This is a genomic window from Cellulomonas sp. C5510 (genome assembly GCF_019797765.1).
In the GTDB taxonomy this organism is placed as follows: Bacteria; Actinomycetota; Actinomycetes; order Actinomycetales; family Cellulomonadaceae; genus Cellulomonas.
The window spans coordinates 2,070,035-2,092,188 of sequence record NZ_CP081862.1 but is presented as its reverse complement, the minus strand read 5'-3'; the positions used below and the strand labels follow the sequence as shown (position 1 = coordinate 2,092,188).

Here is a 22,154-nt window from a genome sequence, read left to right as displayed (position 1 = left end):
GCTCTCCTGCTGGGCCTCCCCCTGACCCTGGTCGTCACCGCGGTCCTGGCGCGCACGGTGGCGGGGCTGCCGTGGCTGGAGGCGTTCCTCGTCGGCGCGGTGCTGTCCCCCGGGACCCGGTGCTCGCCGCGGCCGTCGTCGGGAGGCGGGAGGTCCCCGGCCGGTTGCGGCAGCGGCCCCGCGCATCCCTGCCGAGGGTGGACCCGTGACCTCGCAGCTGCCCGTGGTGTACGCCGCCGTCGGTCTCACCGCGCTCGCCCTGGCTCTGGTGAGCCGATCCGTCCGGCGACTGCCGCTCAGCGAGCCGCTCGTCGCGCTGCTCCTGGGCGTCCTGATCGGCCCGCACGTGCTCGGGTGGCTCGACGTGCCCGAGCCCGTCGCGCACACGGTGCTGCTGGAGGGCACGCGCCTCCTGCTGGCCGCGTCGGTCATGGCGGCAGCCCTCAGGTTCCGGGCACGAGCCCTCGAGGACGTGGTGAAGGCGACCGCTGTGCTCCTCGTCGTGGCCATGCCGGCGGCCGCGCTCATCACGGGTGCTCTCGGGCTCCTGCTCGGCCTGCCGCCGGCGCTCGCCCTGCTCCTGGGCTGCTGCCTGAGCCCCACGGACCCGGTGCTGGCGGCGTCCGTGGTCACGGGAGAGCCGGCGCGGCGGGACCTGCCCGGGCGCCTGCGACGACTGCTGACCACGGAGAGCGGGGCGAACGACGGCCTGGCCCTGCCGCTCGTCGGGGTGGCGATCGCGTGCGTCCTGCCGACGCAGGCGGCAGGCGGGGCGACCCAGCGGGTGCTGGTCGACGTCCTCGGAGGGGTCGCGACCGGTCTGGTCACGGGAGCGGTGACCGCGGGCGCGCTGCGCGCGGCACGGCGCCGCGGTGACCTCGAGCCCGGCCCCGCCCTCGTCGTGACCCTGCTGCTGGCGCTCGCCACCCTGGGAGTCGCGCGCGTGCTGGATGTCGCCGGCGTCCTCGCCGTCTTCGTCGCCGGCCTCGCCTACGGGGCCGTGCTGGACGTGGGCCGGCACGCCGACGACGATCAGCCCGAACGCTCCGCGCAGGACGAGGTCGACGAGGCCGTGAACCGGTACGCGGTCCTGCCCGTCTTCGTCCTCCTCGGCGTCGTGCTGCCGTGGCGGGAGTGGCTCGCCCTGGGCCCCCCAGCCCTGCTCTTCGCCGCCGGGGTCCTCCTGGTCCGCCGGCCCCCGGTGGTGCTGGCGCTGCGCCGCCCCCTCGGGCTGAGCGTCGGAGCCGCCGCCCTCGCCGGATGGTTCGGGCCCACGGGTGTCAGCGCACTGTTCTACCTGGCCCACAGCGAGCACGAGGGAGTCACCGACCCCCGCCTGTTCGCGGCAGGGACGCTCGCCGTCACGGCGAGCGTCATCGCCGCCGGCGTCTCCGCCGTCCCGGCACGGAGCGCATACGCACGGCGGGCGAGCACCGGGCACGCGGCGGGGCGCGGGGAACCCTGACGAGCCGCGCCGCAGCTGCCGGTACTCGGCGCCCCCCTCCGTAGCGGTCGGGCACCGCGGGGCGACCGGACGGCCGGTCCGCACCGACAGGGCCTGCCGGGCGCCGTCCGCGCTCCGACGACCAGGCGGCGTGGCGGTACGTCACGCCGGGCGCTCTCCTGTCCGGTCGCCCGGCAGCAGCGAGCGGTCGTCCAGGTCGATCCGGACGAGCGGGCTCCCGCTGACCCAGTCGTCGACCGCGCCGACGATGCCCTGGACTCCCCCGCGGTTGTCGGGGTGCCGGAGCTCCTCGACGATCTCGCGCAGCACCCGCTCGCGCTCGACGGGGTCCGTGATGACGACCCCGGTGGCGGGCAGGTCGGCACGCACGCCGTGCCTGAGGTGCACGACGATCCTCGGGTGGGCCCGGACGTTGGCGTACCAGTGGCGGCGTGCCGGCGTCGTGGTCAGGTAGAGCTCGTCGCCCGCCCGGTAGAACCAGATCTCGATCGTGCGGGGGCGCCCGGAGCGCGCGCCGGTGGTGGTCAGGTCGATCGTGCGTGCGGCAGCGCTCGACCGCCGGTCGATGGACAGCGCCGCCCTGACGGCCGCCCGGTCGGGACGGCTGTCCTGAGCGTTCTCGGGGTCAGGCACGGGCTGCGGCCTCCGTCGGCAGGGCCGGTCCCAGCAGCAGTCCCCCGTCGACGACGAACTCGGCGCCGGTGACGAAGCCCGCCTCGCGGGACGTCAGCCAGAGCAGCATGTCGGTGACCTCGTGCGGCTCGGCCAGGCGCGGGACCGCGAAGGCGTCGGGAGAGAAGGCGTCGGCGATCACCGTGGCGGAGCCGGGCACCGGCTCGGTGACGAACGGCGTGGCGACGACCCCGGGGTGGATCGAGTTCACCCGGATCCGGTCGCGGCCCAGCTCCAGGGCGGCCGTCCGGGTCAGCCCGCGGACGGCCCACTTGGCGGCCGTGTACGGCGCGAACAGCGCGGTGCCGACGTTCGCCATCGTCGAGGCGACGTTGACGATCGACCCGCCGCCGGCCCGCCTCAGCGACGGGGTGACCGCGCGGATGCCGAGGAACGTGCCGGTGGTGTTGACCGCGAGGGCACGCGCCCAGTCGGCCGGGTCGGTGTGCTCGATCGGCGCGGGCGGTGTCTGCAGGCCCGCGTTGTTGACCAGGACGGAGATCGGGCCGAATGCCGCCTCGGCGACGGCGACCGCGCTCCCCCAGTCCTCGGGTTCGGTGACGTCGAGGTGGGCGAACACCGCGCGGGCGCCGAGCTCGTCGACCAGCGCCTTCCCCTCGGCGTCGCGGCGGCCCGTGACGACGACACGCGCACCCTCGGCGTGGTAGCCCCGGACGTGGGACGAGCCCATCCCGCCCGTGGCTCCCGTCACGAGGACGACGTCCCCGCTGAAGCGTTCGGTCATGTTGGCCCCCCATTCGGTGATGCGAGTCGTTCGACTCGCTGCACGCCATCGTCACCCTCCGTGTGAGGCGAGTCAAGCCACTCGCGTGTCGCTAGACTCCCGTCCCGTGCCAGGGATGTCCTCGTTCCACGAACGCGTCGCCGCCGACAAGCGGGCCGCGATCCTCGCCGCCGCCACCGCGCTGTTCGGGACACAGGGATATGCCCGCACGTCCCTGGCGCAGGTCGCCGCGGCCGCGCACGTCTCCCGGTCGACGTTGTTCAAGCGGTTCCCGACGAAGGACGCGCTGTTCGACGCGATCGTCACCGACGTGTGGACCCCGCAGGCACCACCTGCCGAGCTCGACCCCGCCGACCCCGAGGCGGGACTCAGGGCACTCGGGACCCTGTACGCCGAGCTGCTCAGCAGGCCGGGCATGACCGCACTGCTCCGCCTCGTCATCAGCGAGGCGCCGACGTCCCCCGAGCTGGGTCGCCGGCAGTTCGACCTCGGCAAGATGCCGTTCTTCGAGGAGGTCCGTGGCTACCTCGAGGCGACCTCCCGAGCCGGGACGCTGGCAGTCGACGACCCGACGATGGCGGCCACCCAGATGCTGGGCATGATCTCGAACTTCGTGCTGTGGCCCCGCATGTTCCTGCCCGACTGGGATCCCGAGGCAGGCGAGGTCGCCCGCGCCGTCGAGGAGGCCGCGCTGACCATGTCCGCCCGCTACGCGAGGTGCTAGCGCCGCGATCCCGATGACCACCGAGGTGCCGGCCGCGGCCCCACGCCCGGGATCTGGTCGGGCACGGGGACGTGTCAGTCGGCGCGGAGCACCAGGATGGCGACGTCGTCGTCGTGCGTGCCGTGGAACGCGTGCAGGAGAGCGTCGCAGAGCTCCTCCGCGGACATCGCCTGCCGTCCCGCGACCGTCGCGACGAGCCAGTCGAGGCCGTCCTGGACCCGCGCCCCTCGTCGCTCGACGAGCCCGTCGGTGTACAGGACCACCAGCGACCCGGGCGACAGCTCGATCTCGTGGTCGTGCCGCGGGGTGTCCGGGATGATGCCCAGCAGCATGTCCGGCGTCGTGTGCAGCAGGCTCGCCGTGCCGTCGGGCCGGAGCAGGACCGGTGAGTAGTGCCCGGCGCTCGACCACCGCAGGGTGCGGGTGCCGGTGCGCTCCTGGTCCGGGCTCTGATCCACCTGCGCCAGGAGCGCCGTGGCCACGGCGCCGACGGAGAGCGCGTCGAGCGCCCGGTCGAGACCTGTGAGCACGGCGGCGGGCGGTTGCTGCAGGGTGACGCCGATACCGCGCAGCAGGTTCCGCACCTGGGCCATCGCGGCCGCCGCCTGCCGGTCGTGCCCGGCGACGTCGCCCACGACGAGGTTCAGCGTCCCGTCGGGCACCGCGTAGGCGTCGTACCAGTCGCCGCCGACCTCGGCGTGCTCGGCTGCCGGCCAGTAGCGCACCGCGACCTGGACGTGCTCGGTCCGGGCCGGCTCGGTCAGCAGACTGCGTTGCAGGGCCTCGGCCAGTCCGCGCTCCGCCGCGACGGCACGCCGCTCCCGCTCGGTCGCCTGGATGCGCTCCAGTGTCTGCGCACACATCGCCGCGAACGCGGCCATCAGGTCGGTGTCCCGCTCCGTGAACGTCTGGGCCTGCCGCCACCCGATGGTGAGCGAGCCCAGCATCTTGCCCTGGGCGACCAGCGGGTACGCCGCCCACGCGACCAGACCCGTCTCGGCCAGCAGGCCGGCCATCTCCGGGGACCACGCGGTGCTCGCCGCGACGTCGGGCAGCAGCACGGGCGCTCCGCTCGACATGGCGCTCGACGCAGGCAGCTCGCTGCCGACCCCGATGACGCCGAACCGCTCCTGCGCGCCGGCCCCGGGCGAGGTCGTCACGGTGAGCTCGAGCTGCCGGCCGTCTGCATCGAGGACCGCGACGGCACCGCCGTCGGCGCCGAGCACGCCGAGCCCGCGGTGGACGACCACGTCGGTGAGCTCGGCGACGGTCGAGGTCCGGCCCAGCTGCTGCGCCACGTCCACCAGGCCCTCCAGGCGCCGCGAGGTGGCCGCCTCGTCGGTCAGCGCCCTGCGTAGCGCCTGCCCCTGGTTGTAGATCGCCTGCTCGCTCCCGTCGCCCGCCCCTGCGCCACCGCCGCCTGCCATGTAGCTGGTGACGTCCTCGACGCGGTGCACGATCAGCTGGAGGTCGCCGTCGCGGTCGAGCACCGGGACGTTGACCGGCGTCCACCACCGCTGCTCGAACCCGCCGAGCGCGTCCGGGATGTTGTACCGCTGGACCGGCATCACGTCCGGGCGTCCCGTCGCGATCACCCGCTCCAGGGACTGGCGCAGCAGGGTCGTGCCCTGCGCGTCCGGGTCATCGGGGTCGTCGGGGAACGCGTCGAACAGGTACCGCCCCACGACCTCGTGGCCCGGCACGCCCGTCGCGTCCTCCCGGGCCCGGTTCGTGGCGACGATGCGCAGGTCCGGGTCCAGCACCAGGTAGGGCGTGGGGAGCGCATCGAAGATCGCGGCGAAGTCCGCCACCTCGACATCTGCCACCTGCGTCCCCCTCCCCCGGTCGGACGGCCGTTCCTCGACAGGTCGTCCGCGCCCAGTATGGATGAGCGCGGACGCGTCAGGGAGGCCGCCGCGAGCGAGGCGGGAGGGACCAGCGGCAGCACGAGGAGCCGCGGCGCCGACACCGTCACCCTGCAGGCTCCGAGACCGCTCCCCGCTGCGGACGGTCAGGACCCGCGGACCGACGCGACGGCCGGCACTCCCGGGCTCGATCGCGTCGCCAGGAGCGCCGGATCACCGGGCACGCCGGAGCGGGCCCCTGCCCGCCGACGGCGTCAGTTGACGATCTCGCCGCCCCCGTCGGACAGCAGCACCGCCAGGCGCTCACGCCAGGCCGCGAGGTCCTCCGGGCTCAGCCGCGGCCAGTCGTCGACCTCGCGGACCACCCGGAGCGGCTCGCTGGTGCGGAACGACCGCGTCGGGTTGCCGGGGAACTTCTTGTCGGTCACGTTCGGGTCGTCCTCGAACGGGCCGAGCGGCTCCACCTCGTACACGCGCGGCGTGGCGTCCCCCGGCGCGAGCTCGGCGGCGATCTCCGCGGCGAGGCCCGCGCCGGCCACCCGCGACGTGAAGTACACGTGGTTCATGGTGATCTCGGGCCGGTAGTTCGACGGGAAGCCCGCCGTCAGGAGGTCGCCGGGGCGCAGGTCTGCCCTCGTGCCGTGGAAGAACGGCCCCTCGTCGGGCCCCGCGCTCACGCGCCCACCGCCGCGCGCGAGGGTCGCTCCTCCGTGACGACCGCCGGCCACCGCAACCGGTCGACGAGGGCGGAGACCGCGGGGGCCTGGACCAGCGCCGCCGGCACGACCGCGGCGAGCGGGACGACGACCGGGAGGACGGGGACCTGGTGGAGCACGACGACCTGCGCTTTCCTCGAGGACCGGCGGCGCGGCGGCTGGACGCCCGCCATGCGCCAGGCTGCCAGACGACCGGGGTGTCACGCGGAGCTCCGCGTGCTCGCCGTGCTCGGGACCCTGGTCGTGGCCGCCCGTCGGCGGGACGTCGGAGCTCTACTGGTGCGCCAGGACGCCGAGCGCCAGCACCAGCACGGCCAGCACGGCCTCCGCGGCCAGGATCACCAGGCGGTGCAGCGGCGGCAGGTCGAGGTTGCGGACGGCCAGCACCCCGACCGCCGTCAGCGTCGCCACCGTGACCACCATCGCCGCGATCAGGCCGGCCGACGTCGAGTACAGGCCCGTGCCGGACAGGGCGATGCACACGAGGGGCGGCAGTGCGACGGACGCGGCGCCGAGCGTCCCCGTGACGATGCGCCGGTGCTCGGTGCGGTCCGGGAGGTGCGAGTGCACGACCATGTGGCTCAGCAGGTCGGCGAGATAGACCGCGCAGACCGTCGCGGCGACGGCGACCGCCAGCGTCCCGGCGGCCGTGCCCGCGCCCGCGTGCGGGTCGTGGGCCCGCAGGGTGACGATCACCGCCAGCGCCGTGAAGGACACGTAGACGCGCTCCTTGAGGGCGGCGGCACGGTGCGTTCTCGTGCCGGCGTCGTCGTCGGCCGCACCCGCGCCACCCGGCACCGCCCCGTGGTGCGCTGTCGTCATCGTCCTCCCCCGTCCTCGATCCGCGACCCTGCACGGACCCGCCCGCAACTGTACGACACGGTGTAGTGCGACCGGTGGATCCGCGGACTGCGCAGCAGCGCGGGTGCCCGGCGCCGCCGTCCCGGGCGCAGCGTCAGCCCGCGGCGGTGCGGACCAGCTCCCGCAGCCGGGCCTCGACCTCGTCGGTGGCGTCGAGCACGGCGAACGCGGTCGGCCAGAAGACGCCGTCGTCCAGCAGGGCGTCCTCGTTGAACCCGACCGTGCCGTACCGCGTCCCGAACTTGGCGCGCGGCTGGTAGAACACGACGACCTTCCCGTCGCGGGCGTACGACGGGAAGCCGTACCAGGTCTTCGGGTCCAGGTGCGGGGCCTCCTGCGTGACGACGGCGTGCAGCAGCTCGGCGACCCGGCGGTCGCTGTCGGTGAGGGCGGCGATGGCGTCGAGGCAGGCCTGCGCCTCGCGCTGCTTCTTGGCCGAACCGTTCCCGCCCGCCTGGGCACGGAGCTCGGCGGCCCGCTGCTTCATCGCGGCGCGCTCGGCCTCGCTGAACGCTCCCTGGTGCTCGTCGTGGTCGCTCACGGTGTCGTCCCCTCCTTCGGCAGACACCCAGGATGACCTGCCGCGGCGCTGTCGTGCCACCCCGTCGACCGGGCGCTGGGCGTCAGCCGTGCGACGGCTCGCCGGTCCCCGTCACCGTCGTCAGCAGGATCGCCGCGTCGCTCAGCGCCTCGACGGCGTGCCGGTCGTGGGTCAGCGTGACCAGGTACCCGGCGGGCAGCGTGTCGACGCGGTCCCCGGTGCTGACGCCGACCGTGCCGCGCAGCACGAGGATGCTCCCCGCGGGCGGCGAGTTGTGCTCCGCCAGGCGGGTGCCGCGGGTCAGCGCGATGACGGTCTGGCGCAGCGGTCCGTCGTGCACCACGATCTGCGCGGAACGGCCGTGCGGGTCCTCGTGGGCGGCGGCGAGCTGGTCCTGGGCGAGCTGCTGGGTGTCCATGCGGCGTCCTTCCGTCGTCGTCGGCGGGCTGGGTCCACTCTGGCACGTGCCGGCCCGCCCCGCGGCGCGATCCGACGGGTCAGCGGCCTGCGACGGTCTCCGGTCTCTTCTGCCGGGCGGGCCGGGCCGGTTCGTGCTCGCCGTTCCAGACCTGGACGGCCCCCCAGATCGAGGCCGCCACCGGGACGGCGAGCACGGCTCCCGTGATGCCGGCGACCACGGTGCCGATGGTCAGTGCGACGAGGATCACCAGGGGGTGCAGCCGCAGCGACCGCCCCATGACGACGGGCTGCAGCAGGTCCCCCTCGAGCTGGTTCACCACGACGACGATCGCGACCACGATCAGCGCGTCGACCCAGCCGTTGGCCACGAGCGTCACGAGGGCGGCGAGCACGCCGGCGAGCGTGGCGCCGACCAGCGGGATGAACGCGAGCAGGAACACGAGGACCGCGAGCGGGATCGCCAGCGGCACCCCGACGACGAGCAGGCCGACGCCGATCCCGACCGCGTCGACCGCCGCCACGATGGCGGTGCCCCGCACGTAGCCGCCGAGCGTGCTCACCGTGCGGTCCCCGACCCGCCGGGCGCGGGCGTAGTGCTCGCCCTCGAACGGCCGCAGCAGGAACTCCCAGATGCGCGGCCCGTCCTTCAGGAAGAAGAAGAGCACGACGAGCATCAGCACGAAGCCGGTGAGGAAGTTCGCCGTCGCGGAGACCCCGGCCGCCGCGCTCGCGCCGAACGACGAGGACGTGAGGAAGTCGGTGACCGCGGTGCGGGCCTCCTCGATCTGGTCCTGCGAGATCTGGACCGGCAGGGCGGTGAGCGAGTCCTGCAGCTCGGCGAACCCGTCGACGGCCTGGTCGACGAGCTCGTCCCACTGGTCGACGACGGCCCGCACGACCGCCCACAGCACTCCCGCGAGCACCACGACGACCAGCAGGAGCGCCGCCCAGGTGGCGAGCATCGACGGGAGACGGTGCCGCCGGAGCCACGAGACCAGCGGGTGGATGGCCGACGCCAGGACGAGGGCGATGAGCACCGGGATCACGACGAGCGTGAGCCGTGTCAGCACGTAGCCCACGACGACCACGACGGCCGTGAGGGCCAGCACCTGGAGCGAGCGCGTGCCGATGCGGCCGAGGCCGTCGGACCACAGCGCCGCCACCCCGCGTGCGGACCCCGTCGTCGGCGCGGGCGTCGCAGCGGGCGAGGCGTCCGCTGCGCTCCGTCCCCGTCGTCCCTGTCCCCACCAGCCCACGCGTCCTCCTCCGCTCGGCACCGGGACGCGATCCGCCCGGTCCTCGGACCGTACGGCGCGCCGCGCGCGCCCGCGACCGCTGCGCGGCGGCGGACCGGGGCGGTCGGGGCAGGCACCCGGGCACGACGCTGCACCGTGAGGTCCCGCGCCGTCCACCCTGCGGTGGACCCCCGGTACGCCGCAGGTCCGCCCCCGGGGCGACGACGCCGCGCGGTCGGTGACGGCACGCTGGACGCATGACGAGAGAAGGCTGGTCCGGGGACACCCGTGCTCGGCGGCGCGCCGAGCTGCTGGCCCGGCGCAGGCGCCGCCGCACGCGGCTGCCGCTGGAGGTCGCGCTCCGCCTCGCCATGGACCCGGCGATGCGCCCACGTCCCGGAGTGCGGGTCTGAGGGGCGGCTCCCGTCCCGCCTTCTCGCCGCAGCGGTGCGCGCGCGTGCGCGAACCGATGGCTTAATCGATATCGATAACGTTGTCGGAGCGCTACGATCACCGCATGGGGCAGCGTGTGACCATCACCGACGTCGCGCGGACCGCGGGGGTCTCCGTGGCGACGGTGTCGAAGGTCATCAACGGACGGTACGGGGTCGCGCAGGCGACCACCACCCGCGTCATGGAGGTCATCGACTCCCTCGGCTACGAGTCCAGCCTCGTCGCGCGCTCGCTGCGCTCCCACCGCACGCACGTCATCGGCATCCTCGTCGCCGAGTTCGAGCCGTTCTCGGCCGAGATCCTCAAGGGCGCGGCCGGTGCGCTGGCCGACTCCGGGTACGAGCTGCTCGCCTACACCGGCGGCCTGCACGGCCGCGGCGAGGGCTGGGAGCGCCGCTACCTGTCGCGGCTCAGCGGGACGCTGATCGACGGCGCCGTGCTCGTCACCCCCACGGTCGTCGAGGCCGGCAACGGCGTCCCCGTCGTCGCGATCGACCCCCACACGGGACCCACCGGCCTCCCGACGGTCGACTCGGACAACCACGGCGGTGCCGTCATCGGGACGCAGCACCTGCTGGAGCTGGGCCACCGTCGCATCGCGTTCGTCGGCGGGCGAGCCGACCTCGAGTCCTCGCGGCTGCGGGAGCAGGGCTTCCGCGCCGCCATGGCGGACGCCGGGGTCCCGGTGGACGACGACCTGGTCCGCGCGGGCGACTACCGCAAGGAGTCGTCCCGGGAGCCCGTGCGTGAGCTGCTGTCGCTGCCCGACCGCCCGACAGCGGTGTTCGCGGCGAACGACCTCTCCGCGACGGCCGCCCTGGAGGTCGCGCGGGAGCTCGGCCTCCGCGTCCCCCAGGACGTGTCGGTGATCGGCTTCGACGACATCCCGGAGTCCGCGCAGACCGAGCCCCCGCTCACCACGGTCCACCAGCCGATCCAGCAGCTCGGTGCCGCGGCGATCGCCCTGCTCACGGCGCTGCTCGACGGCGGCGAGGTGACGGAGCCGCACGTGCGCCTGCCCACGTCACTGGTCCGGCGCGGGTCGACCGCGGCGCTCTGACGTCCGGTCGCCCTGCGCGCTCTCCCCTGCTCCCCCGCCACCTCCCCCCGACCGCCAACACCCGGCACCGCCCACCCGCACGAAGGAGTGCACCGCATGACCCACGCCGCCGTCGCCCCCCGGTCCCCTGAGCTCGCCCACCGCGGCGCGCGTGCCCTCGTCACAGTGCGGGACGCCGACGGGGCCCCGCTCCCGGACGCCCCGGTCACCGTCGCCCAGACGCGGCACGCCTTCGGGTTCGGCTGCACCGCGTTCGAGGTGGTCCCGCTCGCGAGCGGCGAGCGTCCCGGCCCCGAGGACCCGCCGGCCGACGTGCTGCCGGGCCTCCTGGAGCGCTGGCTGGACGTGTTCAACACCGCGACCCTGCCGTTCTACTGGGCACGGTTCGAGCCCGAGCGCGGCCGGCCCGACACGGAGCGGCTGCTGCGGGCGGCCCGGTGGCTGGCCGAGCGGGGCGTCGCCGTGAAGGGCCACCCGCTCGCGTGGCACACGCTGGCGCCCGCATGGCTGCGGGACCTCCCGGAGGACGACGTCGCGGCGGCGGTGCGGGACCGCATCACCCGGGACGTCACGGCCTTCCGCGGCGTGGTCGACACCTGGGACGCCATCAACGAGGTCGTGATCATGCCGGTCTTCGACAAGGAGCCGAACGGGTTGACCCGGCTGGCCGCCCGGGACGGGCGCGTCGCGACCGCACGGCTGGCCTTCGACGCGGCTCGGGCCGCGAACCCCGGCGCGACGCTGCTGCTCAACGACTTCGACCTGTCCGCCGACTACGAGCAGCTGGTCGAGGACTGCCTCGCGGCCGGGATCCGGATCGACGCCCTCGGCCTCCAGACGCACATGCACCAGGGCTACCGCGGCGAGGAGTGGACGCTCGGGGTCCTCGACCGGTTCGCACGCTTCGGCCTGCCGCTGCACCTCACCGAGACGACGCTGCTGTCCGGAGACCTCATGCCGCCGGAGATCGAGGACCTCAACGACTGGCAGGTGCCGTCGTGGCCGTCGACGCCGGAGGGCGAGGCCCGCCAGGCGGACGAGGTCGTGCGGCACTACCGCACGCTGTTCGCGCACCCGGCAGTCCAGGTGGTCACGTACTGGGGCCTCGGCGACGCCGGCGCGTGGCTCGGGGCGCCCGCCGGCCTCGTACGGGCCGACGGCACCCCGAAGCCCGCCTACGACGCACTGCGCGGCCTCGTCAAGGGCGCGTGGTGGCTGGAGCCCACGCCGCTGCACACCGACGCCGACGGGCGGTTCGTGCTCGACGGGTACCTCGGCGACTACCGGGTGACGACGCCCGACGGGCGCGAGGCATCCGTGACGCTCGCCGCGGACGGCGCCGACCTCGATGCGCGTCCGGCCGTTCCGGCCTGACGGCAGATGGCGCGTGGGGCGGGTCAGCGCACCGGCGGCTCGTACACGAGCGGCTCGGCGGCGGTGAGGCGGCGGTACTCCTGCGCGCCCCCGAGGCCGCCGACCAGCCGGTCCACCAGCGCCCGCCCCGCGTCGGACAGGATCGCGTCGTGGATCGGGACGGCCAGCCGCGGACGCACCGCGCGCACGTAGTCCACCGCCTCCGCGACCTTCATCCAGGGCCCGGCCACCGGGACCAGCAGCACGTCCACGGTCGCCCCGTCAGGGGGCGGGGTGAACGAGTCGCCCGGGTGCAGGAGCACGTCCTCGACCAGGTAGGCGACGTTGGCGATCCGCGGCACGTCGGGGTGGATCACGGCGTGCTGCTCCCCCGTGACCCGGACGTCGAAGCCGGCGGCGGTGAACCGGTCGCCGCCGGCCGCCACGTGCAGGCGGTCGCGGGGCGCGCCCTCCTCCGCGAGACGGTCGACGAGCGGGCCGGGCGCCCACACCTCCAGCCCGGGTCGGGCCGACACCGCCGCGACGAGCTCGTCCGCCGCGACGTGGTCCGGGTGGTCGTGCGTGACGAGCACGGCGTCGGCGTCTCCCAGCACGGACAGGTCACCGAACGAGCCGGGGTCGAGGACCAGGCAGCGACCGTCACGCTCGAGACGGACGCAGGCGTGGCCCCAGTGGGTCAGGGTGAGGGCTGCGGGCATGGTGCCAGCATCACCCCGGTACGCCTCCGCGTCGAACGCTGCGCGGCCGGGTGGTGGCGGACGTCGTCGCAGGACGATTCCGCGACCGCGTACGTCGGCGGCTACCGTGTGCCTGTGCTGGTGCTGGGTGTGTGCTCGCTCAAGGGCGGCGTGGGCAAGACGTCGGTGACGCTCGGCCTGGCGTCCGCGGCGCTGGAGCGTGGGCTGCGCACGCTCGTGGTCGACCTCGACCCGCAGGGCGACAGCACCCTCGCGCTGGCGACCGCCCCCGCGGCCGGCGACGTCGCCGGCGTGCTCGAGACCCCCTCGGCCGACACGCTCGCCGCCGCCACCTCCCCGAGCGCGTGGGCGGAGGCCGGGCTGGACGTGCTGGTCGGTTCAGCGGCGTCGGCTCGCCACGACGCCCGAGACGGCGACGACCTGGACCGCCTCCGGTTCGCCCTCGCCTGGGTGCACGACTACGACCTCGTGCTGGTGGACTGCCCGCCGTCGCTCGGCGGCCTGACCCGCACCGGGCTGACCGCGTGCGACCGTGCGGTCGTCGTCACGGAGCCCGGGCTGTTCTCCGTCACCGCCGTCGGTCGCGCCATGCGCACCATCGACGACCTGCGGCGCGGTCCGGCCGCACAGCTCCAGCCGCTCGGCGTCGTGGTGAACCGGGTGCGCGCCCGCTCCGTGGAGCAGGCGTTCCGGCTCGAGGAGCTCCGCGGGCTCTACGGCCCGCTGGTACTGACGCCGTTCGTGCCCGAGCGGGCCGCGCTGCAGCAGGCGCAGGGAGCCGCGCAGCCGGTCCACGCCTGGCCCGGAGCCGGAGCGCGCGAGCTGGCCGGGGCGTTCGACGACCTGCTGGACCGAGCCCTGCGCGCACCGCGCACCTGACCGGGCAGCACCCGGCCCCCGGAGAACCACCGGGCCGCGTCCCCGCTCCGACCGCCCCGCGAGTCACGTCCCCGTCGGAGGCTCCGAACGCGGTGGGAGGGTGCCGCGCGGTATCGGAGGTGTCCGCGGAGGTCTCCGATGGCGTGCGGCACCCTCCGAGAACGTTCGGAGCCTCCGAGGGTGGGGCGGGGGGGTCAGCCGGCGGTGCGGGCGGCGCGACGCGCGGCGAGCTCGTCGTGGGCGTGGACCACGGAGTGCTCGTCCTCCGCCCGCTCGGTCGGCATCTCCGCCAGCGTGCCCTCGACCTCGCGCCACACCCGGCCGACGGCGATCCCGAAGACGCCCTGCCCGCCCTGCACGAGGTCGATCACCTCGTCCGCGGAGGTGCACTCGTAGACGCTCGCCCCGTCGGACATGAGCGTGATCTGCGCGAGGTCCTCGACGCCGCGCTCACGCAGGTGGCCGACCGCGGTGCGGATCTGCTGGAGGGACACCCCGGTGTCGAGCAGCCGCTTGACGACCTTGAGCACGAGGATGTCGCGGAACGCGTACAGCCGCTGCGTGCCCGACCCGGTCGCCGGGCGCACGGACGGCTCGACGAGGCCGGTACGGGCCCAGTAGTCGAGCTGGCGGTAGGTGATCCCCGCGGCGCGGCAGGCGGTCGGCCCCCGGTAGCCGGTGGTGGTGTCGAGGTCCGGCAGGTCGTCGCCGAACAGCAGACCCTGGGCGCGCTGGGGGACCCCTCCGGCCGCCTCGGCGGTCTGCTCGGTGCCGGTCACGGGGGTCCTCCGCTCGTCGCGTCCACGGCCACCGGTGCGGCGCCGCGGAACTGTGCTGTCCTGGTGCAACGCTAGGGCCGGGCCTGGGGGCGGTCAACGACCGCGGCGCCGGCGGTTCCCGGCGTGTCGCGGACGGCGTGTCTCACCCTCCACCTGAGGTTGAACCCCGCCCGGGATCGCCCGGCTCCCCGGGCTCCCCGCGCTCGAAGTCGTCCGCCGACACCTGGTCCAGGAACTCGCGGAACTGCGCCACCTGGTCGTCGGGGCTGCCGGCCTCCTGGTCGTCGGGGCTGCCGGCCTCCTGGTCCTCGTCCTCCGCCGGCGCGGCCTCGACGCCGACCTCCGCGAGCACGTCCGTGGCGCACAGCACCGGGCAGCCCACACGCACGGCCAGGGCGATCGCGTCGGAGGCCCGGGCGTCGACGCGGGTCGGCCGGTCCCCCAGCACGAGCGCCGCGTGGAACACGCCGCCCACGAGCTCCGTGATCTCCACCTGACGCACCCGCACCCCGAGTGCCACCAGCACGTCCCGCAGGAGGTCGTGCGTCATCGGCCGCGGCGGGACGACGCCGGCCTGCGCCGTGGCGATCGCGCCGGCCTCGCTGGGCCCGATCGCGATCGGGACGATGAGCTCGCCGACCGGCTCCAGCAGCAGCACGACGAGCTCGTCGTCGCCGGGGTGCCGGCGCACGCCGAGGACCTCCAGCTCGACCAGGTCGTCCTCGTGCATGCACCCCACGCTACGACCGTCCGACCGTCCGCGCACCGGTCGCGGGCACGTGCGCGGTCAGGGCGTGAGATCGGCGACCCCGGCGCGGACGAGCGCCGTGTGCAGCCGCGTGCACAGCTCTCCGACCTCTGCCGCGACGGTGCTCGCCCGGCCCCGCGCCGACGGCGACGCCTGCCCCCGCCACGGACGCACCACGGCCTCGACCATGTCGACCTGCCGGTCGGCCGCGCTGCGGAACGCCCTCAGGTGCCGCGCCTCGATCCCGTGCTCCGCCAGGGCCGCCGCGGCGACGACGACGTCCTTGGCCCACGCGTCCAGGTGGCCCGACGCCGACGGGCGGAGCACCCCGGCCTGCACGAGGTCGGTGACCAGGCTCTCGTCCACCGCCGCGTCCCGTGCCAGCGCCGCTGTGGTGTAGCGCGCGTCGACCGGGCCGGTGCGTGGCACCCCGTCCTCGGTCACGATCAGCGACGGCGGCTCGGTGTCCGTGCCGGCGTCGAGCGCGGCCAGCCGCTCGCCGATCACCTTGAGCGGCACGTACCGGTCGCGCTGCTCGCGGAGCACGAAGCGCAGCCGCTCCAGGTCGGCCGGGCTGTACTGCCGGTATCCGGACGGCGTCCGCACCGGCTCGACGAGCCCCTGCTCCTCGAGGAAGCGCAGCTTGGAGTTGGTGACGGCCGGGAACTCGATCCGCAGCGCGGCGAGCACGTCGGAGATCCGCATGGTCGCGTGCCGCGACAGGCCGCGTGGCCACGGGCCGGGCGACTCGGGGAGATCCGCCGCGGGCTGCCCGTGCGCGTCGGGGCGTGACGGCTGCTGGTCGGGCTCCGGGCGCCGGGCGGGACGCGCCGGGCTCACTGCGCGGGACCGGCCGGCTGGGCTCCCGAGCGCGCCGCGGGACTCGGGTGGAACGTCATGCGGAACTTGCCGATCTGCACCTCGTCGCCGGCCCGGAGCACCGCCGAGTCGATCCGCTCACGGTTCACGTACGTACCGTTGAGCGAGCCGACGTCCCGCACCACGAAGTCGTCGAGCTCGCGGACGAACTCGGCGTGCTTGCGCGACACGGTCACGTCGTCCAGGAAGATGTCCGCGCTCGGGCTGCGCCCGGCGAGGGTGCGCTCGGCGTCGAGCAGGAAGCGCGCGCCGCTGCTCGGCCCCCGCTGCATCACGAGCAGCGCGGACGTCGGCGGCAGCGCCTGCACGGCCGCCGCCTGCTCGGCGGTCAGCCCGACGGGGCCGCCGGCATCGTGGTCCAGCGCCCCGAGAGAGCCGAAGCTGATCGTCGTGTCGGGGGCCGCGGGCGCCGTCGCCCCGTCGGGCGCCGCCGGGGGCGTGACGTCCCGCGCCTGCTGCTCGTCGCTCATGCCAGTCTCCAGACCTGCTGCTGCACCGGCCCCGACCTGCACCGGGGTCCCCGACAGCCTAGATGCCGCAGGGCCGCCCAGCACAGCCCGCGGTCGGGTGGCGTGCGCCCGCGCGGGCGTCACCCCTGCTCGGGCGACCTCGGCGTGGCGTGCTCGGGTTCCGGGACGGTCCTGGTGGCGGTGACCTGGACCAGGTCCTGGGTCTGGACCGCCGTCTGGCCCCCGTCGATCTGCACCTTCGCCAGCGCGCCGCCGGGGATCGCCAGCGCGGTCGCGATCGTGTCCGGGTCCCCGATGGCGATCCAGCGGTACGGCGGTGAGAGCAGGCTCCCGTCCACCTCGATCCCGGCGTCCGTCCCGAGCACGTACGACGACGCCGTGAGGCGCCGGTCGTTGAGCTGCACGGCCTCCGCACCGGCGTTCCGCAGCTCCTCCAGCAGGTTCAGCAGCGTCAGCGCGGAGACCTGCGCCTCCGGGTCCCGGACCGTCACCGTCACGCCGGGGCCCTCCGCCGGCAGCCGGCCGGACAGGATGCCCTGCGCCGCGGCGCTGCGGGTCGCGGCGTCGAGGGCCGCCTCGCGGCTGGTCGAGCCGGACTGGAGCTCCTGCTGCGTGCGCTCGAGCTCGGACACCTGGTCCTGCAGCTCGTCGGCCTGCCGCGTCGTCTGGTCCAGCAGCGACACCAGCTCGGACTCGCGCATGGTGGACAGGCTGGCGGTGTCCGTCTGGCGTACCTGCACCGCGATCGCGAAGCCCAGCATGACGCACAGCACCCCGGTCAGCGCCTGGGCCGGCGTCGCGCGGGGTCGCAGGGCGCGTGCCAGCGCGCGCCAGCCCACGACCGGCGTGGCGGGCCGGGCAGCGGCCTCCGTCGCGGGGTCGGGCGTCGTCATCGCTCAGGCCTTGAACAGGTGGCGGCGGATCGCCGCGACGTTGGAGAAGATCCGGATGCCCAGGACGACGACCACGGCGGTCGAGAGCTGCGAGCCCACGCCCAGCTGGTCACCGAGGAACACGATCAGCGCCGCCACCACGACGTTCGACAGGAACGACACGAGGAACACCCGGTCGTCGAAGAGCCCGTCCAGCACCGCCCGCAGGCCGCCGAACAGGGCGTCGAGCGCCGCGACCACCGCGATCGGGAGGTACGGCTGCAGGGCCGCGGGCACGGTGGGCTCGAGCACGAGGCCCGCCACCACGCCGATGAGCAGTCCGATGACCGCGATCACAGGTCCCCCTCGCTGTCGTGCGCGTCGTCCGGTGCCAGTGTGCCTGAGCCGAGCGCCACCCCGGAGGGCCCCGGGTCCCGGGTGCCCGGCACGATCTCCACGCCGTCCGGGAGGCGGGCGGAACGCAGCGTCGTCGTCGCGGCGGACGGGAGGTCGAGCGCGCGCTGCGACGACACCTGCGTCCGGATGCCGTAGGTCGACTGCAGCACCGCGAGGAGCTGCCCGCCCGAGGTCCGCGCCAGGCGGGTCTGCAGGTCCTGCGGGTCCCCGACCGCCTCGATCGTGTACGGGCCGACGAGCGGGACGACGTCGACGAGGATCGCGTCGCCGGCCGTGCGGATGGCCGTCGTCGTCGCCAGGCGCTGGCCGTTGACCGCGATCGCCTCGGCGCCGGACGCCCACAGGCCGTTCACCACGATCTGCAGGTCGGAGTCGCGCACGCGGGAGTCCGGGTCCTCGTCGCCGGCGACCTGCTCGGCGTCCTCGAGCGTGATCCGCAGCCCCTCGCCGCGGACCGCCGCCGCCCCCGACGCGACGGAGTCCGCGGCGAGCCGGTCGAGCAGCGGCGAGTCGGACGCCGACAGCGCCTGCTCCTGGAAGGCCGCGATCTCGTCGGTGAGCTCCGCGCTGCGCTCCCGCAGCCGCTCGACCTCGGCGCTGCGCTCGTCGATCTGACCGGCGAGCACCTCCCGCGCGGCGAGCGCCGAGGGCTGCGGCGCCCGCAGCGCCAGCACGGACCACGTGGTCGCGACGCCGAGCAGCACCGCGATCGCCGCCACCGCCACCGTGCCGGGGCCCCACCGGCGCCGCGAGTGCCCGGCCTGCGAGCGGCGCTCGGCGGCCTCGCGGTACTCGGGGTCGAGCGGGTTGCGCGTGACCTCCGTCAGCAGCGACATCGAGGCGTCCGGACGCCGGGGCCACCGCGACCCGGCCCCCGACGACCGGGAGCCCCCCTCGCCGCCCGGGGACGTCACACGGCCACCGTGCGGGGCTCCCCCGCGTCCGCACCGCCCCGGCGCCCGACGAGCAGCCACGCCTGGCGGACGTACAGCATCCCGGCGAACCAGTAGAGCGCGATGCCCCACCACGCGCAGGCCCAGCCGAGCACCGACGCGAGGTCGCCCACGATCCCGCCCCAGTGCGCGAGCAGCAGCAGGGGGAAGGCGTACAGCAGCGCGAACGTGCCGGCCTTCCCGGCCAGGTGCACCTGCAGCGGGCCGTAGCCGTGCCGTGCGAGCACGACCAGCATGACCAGGAGCATCGCCTCGCGCGCGAGCAGGACGGCGACGAGCCACCACGGGACCACGCCGCGGGCCGCGAGGCCGAGCAGGGTGACGAGGATGAAGAGGCGGTCGGCGGCGGGGTCGAGCACCTGCCCGAGCCGTGACACCTGCCCGAGCCGGCGCGCGAGCACACCGTCGAGCCAGTCGCTCGCCCCGGACACGGCGAGCACGACCAGCGCCCAGCCGTCGTGGCCGGCGGCGATGAGGACCGCGAACACCGGCACCATCAGCAGCCGGACCAGGCTGATCAGGTTCGGGACCGTGAGCACGCGGTCGCTCACCACGTCGCGCTCGGCCACGCCCGCTCCTGCCTGTCGCTGCTGATCAACGCCCCATCCTACGCACCGGCCCGGACCGCCCGGGGCCACGACGCCACGGCCGCGAGCACGTGCCCGGGGGTGCCGGGCCGCCGCCGGGCCGGACGACCGTCCCGGGCCCCGTCCCGCGCGGTGTGGTTCCCTGACGGGCATGGTCCACGTCGACGACCCCGTTGTGGTGCGCCGCCTGCTGACGACGCCCGGCACCTGGGCCGTCGTCGGCCTGTCCGCCAACCGGGCGCGCGCGGCGTACGGCGTCGCCGCGTACCTGCAGGGGCTCGGGCACCGGGTCGTGCCGGTGCACCCGCGGGCGGAGACGGTGCACGGTGCCCCGGGCGTCCGGACGGTCGCGGAGGCGGTCGCCGCCGCCGGAGCGGTCGACGTGGTGGACGTGTTCGTGAACTCGTCGCTCGCGGGCGAGGTGGTGGACCAGGCCGTCGCCGCCGGCGCCCGCGCGGTCTGGCTGCAGCTCGGGGTCGTCGACGAGGCCGCCGCGGCGCGGGCCGCCGCCGCCGGGCTGGACGTCGTGATGGACGCGTGCCCCGCCATCGAGGGGCGCAGGCTCGGCCTCGGCTGACCCCGGACCGCGGGTCGGCCGCGGCCGCTCCCTCGTCCGCTGTGCCCGAGGTCACCACGCCCGCGCCGGGGGCCCGGCGCCCCGCGGCGGTACGATGGGACCACTCGGAGTTCGTCGCAGGTTCCCGTGATGTGCGTGCCGAGGTCCCGCCGACCGTCACCGGTCCCCTGCGCGGCCTCGTGATGTGTGGGTGTGGGAGTGCGACCGCCGCCGGCCGACCGGGCCGGACCAGCAGCTCCCCCCAGCGACACGAAACGGTGCTGACCCGATGACGTCCGTGCTCGACCCTGCCCTGCCCGCCTCCGACGACGCGACCCCGGCCGCCGTCCCCGCGGTGACCTTCGCCGACCTCGACCTGCCCGCCGCCCTGCGTGCTGCCGTCGACGAGCTCGGCTTCACCGCCCCGACCGCCATCCAGGCCGAGGCGATCCCCGCCCTGCTGGCCGGGCGGGACATCACCGGGGTCGCCCAGACCGGCACCGGCAAGACCGCCGCGTTCGGGCTGCCCCTGCTCGCCGCGGTCGACCCGGACCGCCGCGAGGTGCAGGCCATCGTCCTCGCGCCGACGCGCGAGCTCGCCATGCAGGTGGCCGAGGCCCTGGAGTCGTTCGCCGCGCACCTCCCCGGCCTCCAGGTCGTCCCCGTGTACGGCGGCGCGCCCTACCTGCCGCAGCAGCGCGCGCTGCGTGGCGGCGCCCAGGTCGTCGTCGGGACGCCCGGGCGCGTCATCGACCACCTGGACCGCGGTTCCCTGACGCTCGACGGGGTGCGGTTCCTCGTCCTCGACGAGGCCGACGAGATGCTGCGCATGGGCTTCGCGGAGGACGTCGACCGCATCGCCTCCGCCACGCCCGCCCGCAAGCAGGTCGCGCTGTTCTCGGCGACGATGCCCCAGGCGATCCGGCGCGTCGCGGCCCAGCACCTCACCGACCCGGTCGAGGTCAGCGTGGCACGGCAGTCGTCGACCGTCTCGAGCGTGCAGCAGACGTACGCGGTGGTGCCGTTCCGCCACAAGGCCGGGGCGCTGGCGCGCGTGCTCGCCGTCACGTCCGCCGAGGCGGCCATCGTCTTCGTCCGGACGCGGAGCGCCGCGGAGGACGTCGCGGTCTCCCTGGTGGAGCGCGGCGTCGCCGCGGCCTACATCTCCGGGGACGTCGCGCAGTCCGACCGCGAGAAGATCGTCGAGCGGGTGCGCAGCGGCGCGATCACCGTGCTGGTCGCCACCGACGTCGCGGCGCGCGGCCTCGACATCGACCGCATCGGGCTGGTCGTCAACTTCGACGTCCCCGGGGAGCCGGAGGCGTACGTCCACCGCATCGGGCGCACGGGACGCGCCGGGCGCACCGGCGAGGCGCTGACGTTCGTGACCCCGAACGAGCAGGGCCGCCTCCGCGCGATCGAGCGCACGACGCGCCAGCGGCTCGCGCAGATCGAGATCCCCTCCCCCGCCGACGTCTCCGCGCACCGCGTCGCGGCTCTGCTCGGCCGCGTGCCGGCGCGCGCCGAGGCCGGCCGGCTGGACCTGTACCGCACGGCCGTCGCGGACTTCCTCGCCGCGAACCCGGCTGTCGAGGCCGCCGAGCTCGTGGCCGTGCTCGCGGCGCTCGCCGTCGGCGACGAGGGCCCCGCGCCCCGGCCGGCGGACGGCGACGACCTGGACGACGCGCTCTCGCGGGCACGCCTGGCCCCGGAGCGCGGCGAGCGCGGCCCGCGTCACGACCGCAGCGCGGGACCCGACGGCGAGCACCGCCGCAACCCCGCGCGGCCGACCGGCGCGCTGCGCTACCGCCTGGCCGTCGGGCAGCAGCACGGCGCACAGCCCGGCGCCATCGTGGGCGCCCTCACCAACGAGGGCGGCCTGCAGGGCAAGGACCTGGGGAAGATCGACATCTTCTCCACGTTCTCGCTGGTCGAGATCCCGGCAGGTCTGACCCCCGAGGCGTTCGACCGGATCGGCCGCGCCCGCGTGGCCGGCCGTCCCCTGCGCATCCGGGTGGACGAGGGCCCGCGGGCCGCACGGCCGGAGCGCGGGGCGTCCCGCGGTCCCGTGCACCACGCCCGCGAGCCGCGTGCCGGCGGCCGGGACGCGCGCCCGCGCCGCAGCGCCACCCCGCGCTGAGCCGACCGCCCGCCCGCCGGGTCGCACCTCGGTGCGGCCCGGCGG

The 22,154-nt window shown here is 75.4% G+C and carries 26 protein-coding genes; 8 read left to right on the top strand and 18 right to left on the bottom strand.

The window, feature by feature from the left end:
- Nucleotides 1-205: 205 nt before the first annotated feature.
- A complete protein-coding gene (locus tag K5O09_RS09740; protein WP_222169381.1) occupies nt 206-1,465 on the top strand; it encodes a cation:proton antiporter in 1,260 nt (419 codons plus the stop codon).
- Between the two features lie 141 nt (nt 1,466-1,606).
- On the opposite strand, the gene K5O09_RS09735 is transcribed toward K5O09_RS09740, so the two are convergent.
- The gene (locus tag K5O09_RS09735) at nt 1,607-2,098 is read right to left on the bottom strand and encodes a nitroreductase/quinone reductase family protein (RefSeq protein ID WP_222169380.1); all 492 of its coding nucleotides are present in this window, start codon (nt 2,096-2,098) and stop codon (nt 1,607-1,609) included.
- Nucleotides 2,091-2,882 (bottom strand): SDR family oxidoreductase, encoded by a 792-nt coding sequence (locus tag K5O09_RS09730; RefSeq protein ID WP_222169379.1) that lies wholly within the window; start codon nt 2,880-2,882, stop codon nt 2,091-2,093. The genes K5O09_RS09735 and K5O09_RS09730 overlap by 8 nt, the downstream gene beginning before the upstream one ends.
- Before the next feature lie 115 nt (nt 2,883-2,997).
- On the opposite strand from K5O09_RS09730, the gene K5O09_RS09725 reads away from it, so the two are divergent.
- A complete protein-coding gene (locus tag K5O09_RS09725) occupies nt 2,998-3,606 on the top strand; it encodes a TetR/AcrR family transcriptional regulator (protein WP_222172704.1) in 609 nt (202 codons plus the stop codon).
- A 74-nt stretch (nt 3,607-3,680) separates the two neighbouring features.
- Here the strand turns inward: K5O09_RS09725 and K5O09_RS09720 are convergent, their stop codons facing one another.
- The 7 genes from K5O09_RS09720 to K5O09_RS09690 all read right to left on the bottom strand — a co-directional run bounded on the left by K5O09_RS09720 (nt 3,681) and on the right by K5O09_RS09690 (nt 9,265).
- The gene (locus K5O09_RS09720; protein WP_222169378.1) at nt 3,681-5,432 is read right to left on the bottom strand and encodes a SpoIIE family protein phosphatase; all 1,752 of its coding nucleotides are present in this window, start codon (nt 5,430-5,432) and stop codon (nt 3,681-3,683) included.
- 293 nt (nt 5,433-5,725) lie between these two features.
- Nucleotides 5,726-6,148: an NAD(+)--rifampin ADP-ribosyltransferase gene (arr, locus tag K5O09_RS09715; protein ID WP_222169377.1), complete on the bottom strand. Its 423-nt coding sequence runs from the start codon at nt 6,146-6,148 to the stop codon at nt 5,726-5,728.
- Complete coding sequence (locus K5O09_RS09710) at nt 6,145-6,306, bottom strand: hypothetical protein (protein ID WP_222169376.1); 162 nt, start codon at nt 6,304-6,306, stop codon at nt 6,145-6,147. The genes arr and K5O09_RS09710 overlap by 4 nt, the downstream gene beginning before the upstream one ends.
- Before the next feature lie 154 nt (nt 6,307-6,460).
- Nucleotides 6,461-7,009 carry a hypothetical protein gene (locus K5O09_RS09705; protein WP_222169375.1) on the bottom strand — a complete coding sequence of 183 codons (549 nt, stop codon included), beginning with the start codon at nt 7,007-7,009 and terminating at the stop codon, nt 6,461-6,463.
- Between the two features lie 133 nt (nt 7,010-7,142).
- Nucleotides 7,143-7,535 carry a hypothetical protein gene (locus K5O09_RS09700; protein WP_222172703.1) on the bottom strand — a complete coding sequence of 131 codons (393 nt, stop codon included), beginning with the start codon at nt 7,533-7,535 and terminating at the stop codon, nt 7,143-7,145.
- Nucleotides 7,536-7,671: 136 nt separating this feature from the next.
- On the bottom strand, nt 7,672-8,007 hold the full coding sequence (locus K5O09_RS09695) for a cupin (protein ID WP_222169374.1): 336 nt from the start codon (nt 8,005-8,007) through the stop codon (nt 7,672-7,674).
- Nucleotides 8,008-8,086: 79 nt separating this feature from the next.
- Nucleotides 8,087-9,265 (bottom strand): AI-2E family transporter, encoded by a 1,179-nt coding sequence (locus K5O09_RS09690; RefSeq protein ID WP_370635417.1) that lies wholly within the window; start codon nt 9,263-9,265, stop codon nt 8,087-8,089.
- Nucleotides 9,266-9,501: 236 nt separating this feature from the next.
- Here K5O09_RS09690 and K5O09_RS09685 point away from each other — a divergent pair, with 236 nt between their 5' ends.
- The 3 genes from K5O09_RS09685 to K5O09_RS09675 all read left to right on the top strand — a co-directional run bounded on the left by K5O09_RS09685 (nt 9,502) and on the right by K5O09_RS09675 (nt 12,131).
- Nucleotides 9,502-9,657 (top strand): hypothetical protein, encoded by a 156-nt coding sequence (locus K5O09_RS09685; protein WP_222169372.1) that lies wholly within the window; start codon nt 9,502-9,504, stop codon nt 9,655-9,657.
- Between the two features lie 104 nt (nt 9,658-9,761).
- Nucleotides 9,762-10,757, top strand: coding sequence for a LacI family DNA-binding transcriptional regulator (locus K5O09_RS09680; protein WP_222169371.1), 996 nt, complete (start codon nt 9,762-9,764; stop codon nt 10,755-10,757).
- 96 nt (nt 10,758-10,853) lie between these two features.
- Complete coding sequence (locus K5O09_RS09675) at nt 10,854-12,131, top strand: endo-1,4-beta-xylanase (RefSeq protein WP_222169370.1); 1,278 nt, start codon at nt 10,854-10,856, stop codon at nt 12,129-12,131.
- A 23-nt stretch (nt 12,132-12,154) separates the two neighbouring features.
- On the opposite strand, the gene K5O09_RS09670 is transcribed toward K5O09_RS09675, so the two are convergent.
- Complete coding sequence (locus K5O09_RS09670; protein ID WP_222169369.1) at nt 12,155-12,829, bottom strand: MBL fold metallo-hydrolase; 675 nt, start codon at nt 12,827-12,829, stop codon at nt 12,155-12,157.
- A gap of 114 nt (nt 12,830-12,943) precedes the next feature.
- Here K5O09_RS09670 and K5O09_RS09665 point away from each other — a divergent pair, with 114 nt between their 5' ends.
- Nucleotides 12,944-13,708, top strand: coding sequence for a ParA family protein (locus K5O09_RS09665; protein ID WP_222169368.1), 765 nt, complete (start codon nt 12,944-12,946; stop codon nt 13,706-13,708).
- Nucleotides 13,709-13,902: 194 nt separating this feature from the next.
- On the opposite strand, the gene K5O09_RS09660 is transcribed toward K5O09_RS09665, so the two are convergent.
- The 8 genes from K5O09_RS09660 to K5O09_RS09625 form a co-directional block, all read right to left on the bottom strand.
- Entirely contained in the window at nt 13,903-14,487 is a 585-nt protein-coding gene (locus tag K5O09_RS09660; RefSeq protein WP_222169367.1) for a MerR family transcriptional regulator, read from the bottom strand.
- Between the two features lie 142 nt (nt 14,488-14,629).
- The gene (locus K5O09_RS09655; protein WP_222169366.1) at nt 14,630-15,217 is read right to left on the bottom strand and encodes a bifunctional nuclease family protein; all 588 of its coding nucleotides are present in this window, start codon (nt 15,215-15,217) and stop codon (nt 14,630-14,632) included.
- Nucleotides 15,218-15,274: 57 nt separating this feature from the next.
- Nucleotides 15,275-15,940, bottom strand: coding sequence for a MerR family transcriptional regulator (locus tag K5O09_RS09650; RefSeq protein WP_222169365.1), 666 nt, complete (start codon nt 15,938-15,940; stop codon nt 15,275-15,277).
- 131 nt (nt 15,941-16,071) lie between these two features.
- Entirely contained in the window at nt 16,072-16,584 is a 513-nt protein-coding gene (locus tag K5O09_RS09645) for an FHA domain-containing protein (RefSeq protein WP_222169364.1), read from the bottom strand.
- Nucleotides 16,585-16,703: 119 nt separating this feature from the next.
- Nucleotides 16,704-17,477 (bottom strand): DUF881 domain-containing protein, encoded by a 774-nt coding sequence (locus tag K5O09_RS09640; RefSeq protein WP_222169363.1) that lies wholly within the window; start codon nt 17,475-17,477, stop codon nt 16,704-16,706.
- 3 nt (nt 17,478-17,480) lie between these two features.
- On the bottom strand, nt 17,481-17,813 hold the full coding sequence (locus K5O09_RS09635) for a small basic family protein (RefSeq protein ID WP_222169362.1): 333 nt from the start codon (nt 17,811-17,813) through the stop codon (nt 17,481-17,483).
- Nucleotides 17,810-18,709: a DUF881 domain-containing protein gene (locus tag K5O09_RS09630; protein ID WP_222169361.1), complete on the bottom strand. Its 900-nt coding sequence runs from the start codon at nt 18,707-18,709 to the stop codon at nt 17,810-17,812. The genes K5O09_RS09635 and K5O09_RS09630 overlap by 4 nt, the downstream gene beginning before the upstream one ends.
- Nucleotides 18,710-18,783: 74 nt before the next feature.
- The gene (locus K5O09_RS09625) at nt 18,784-19,395 is read right to left on the bottom strand and encodes a CDP-alcohol phosphatidyltransferase family protein (protein WP_255595201.1); all 612 of its coding nucleotides are present in this window, start codon (nt 19,393-19,395) and stop codon (nt 18,784-18,786) included.
- A 169-nt stretch (nt 19,396-19,564) separates the two neighbouring features.
- Between K5O09_RS09625 and K5O09_RS09620 the strand changes: the two genes are divergently transcribed.
- Together K5O09_RS09620 and K5O09_RS09615 are read left to right on the top strand one after the other, a co-directional pair.
- Nucleotides 19,565-19,990, top strand: coding sequence for a CoA-binding protein (locus K5O09_RS09620; protein WP_222169359.1), 426 nt, complete (start codon nt 19,565-19,567; stop codon nt 19,988-19,990).
- Between the two features lie 268 nt (nt 19,991-20,258).
- Complete coding sequence (locus K5O09_RS09615; protein ID WP_222169358.1) at nt 20,259-22,109, top strand: DEAD/DEAH box helicase; 1,851 nt, start codon at nt 20,259-20,261, stop codon at nt 22,107-22,109.
- The last annotated feature ends 45 nt before the right edge of the window (nt 22,110-22,154 follow it).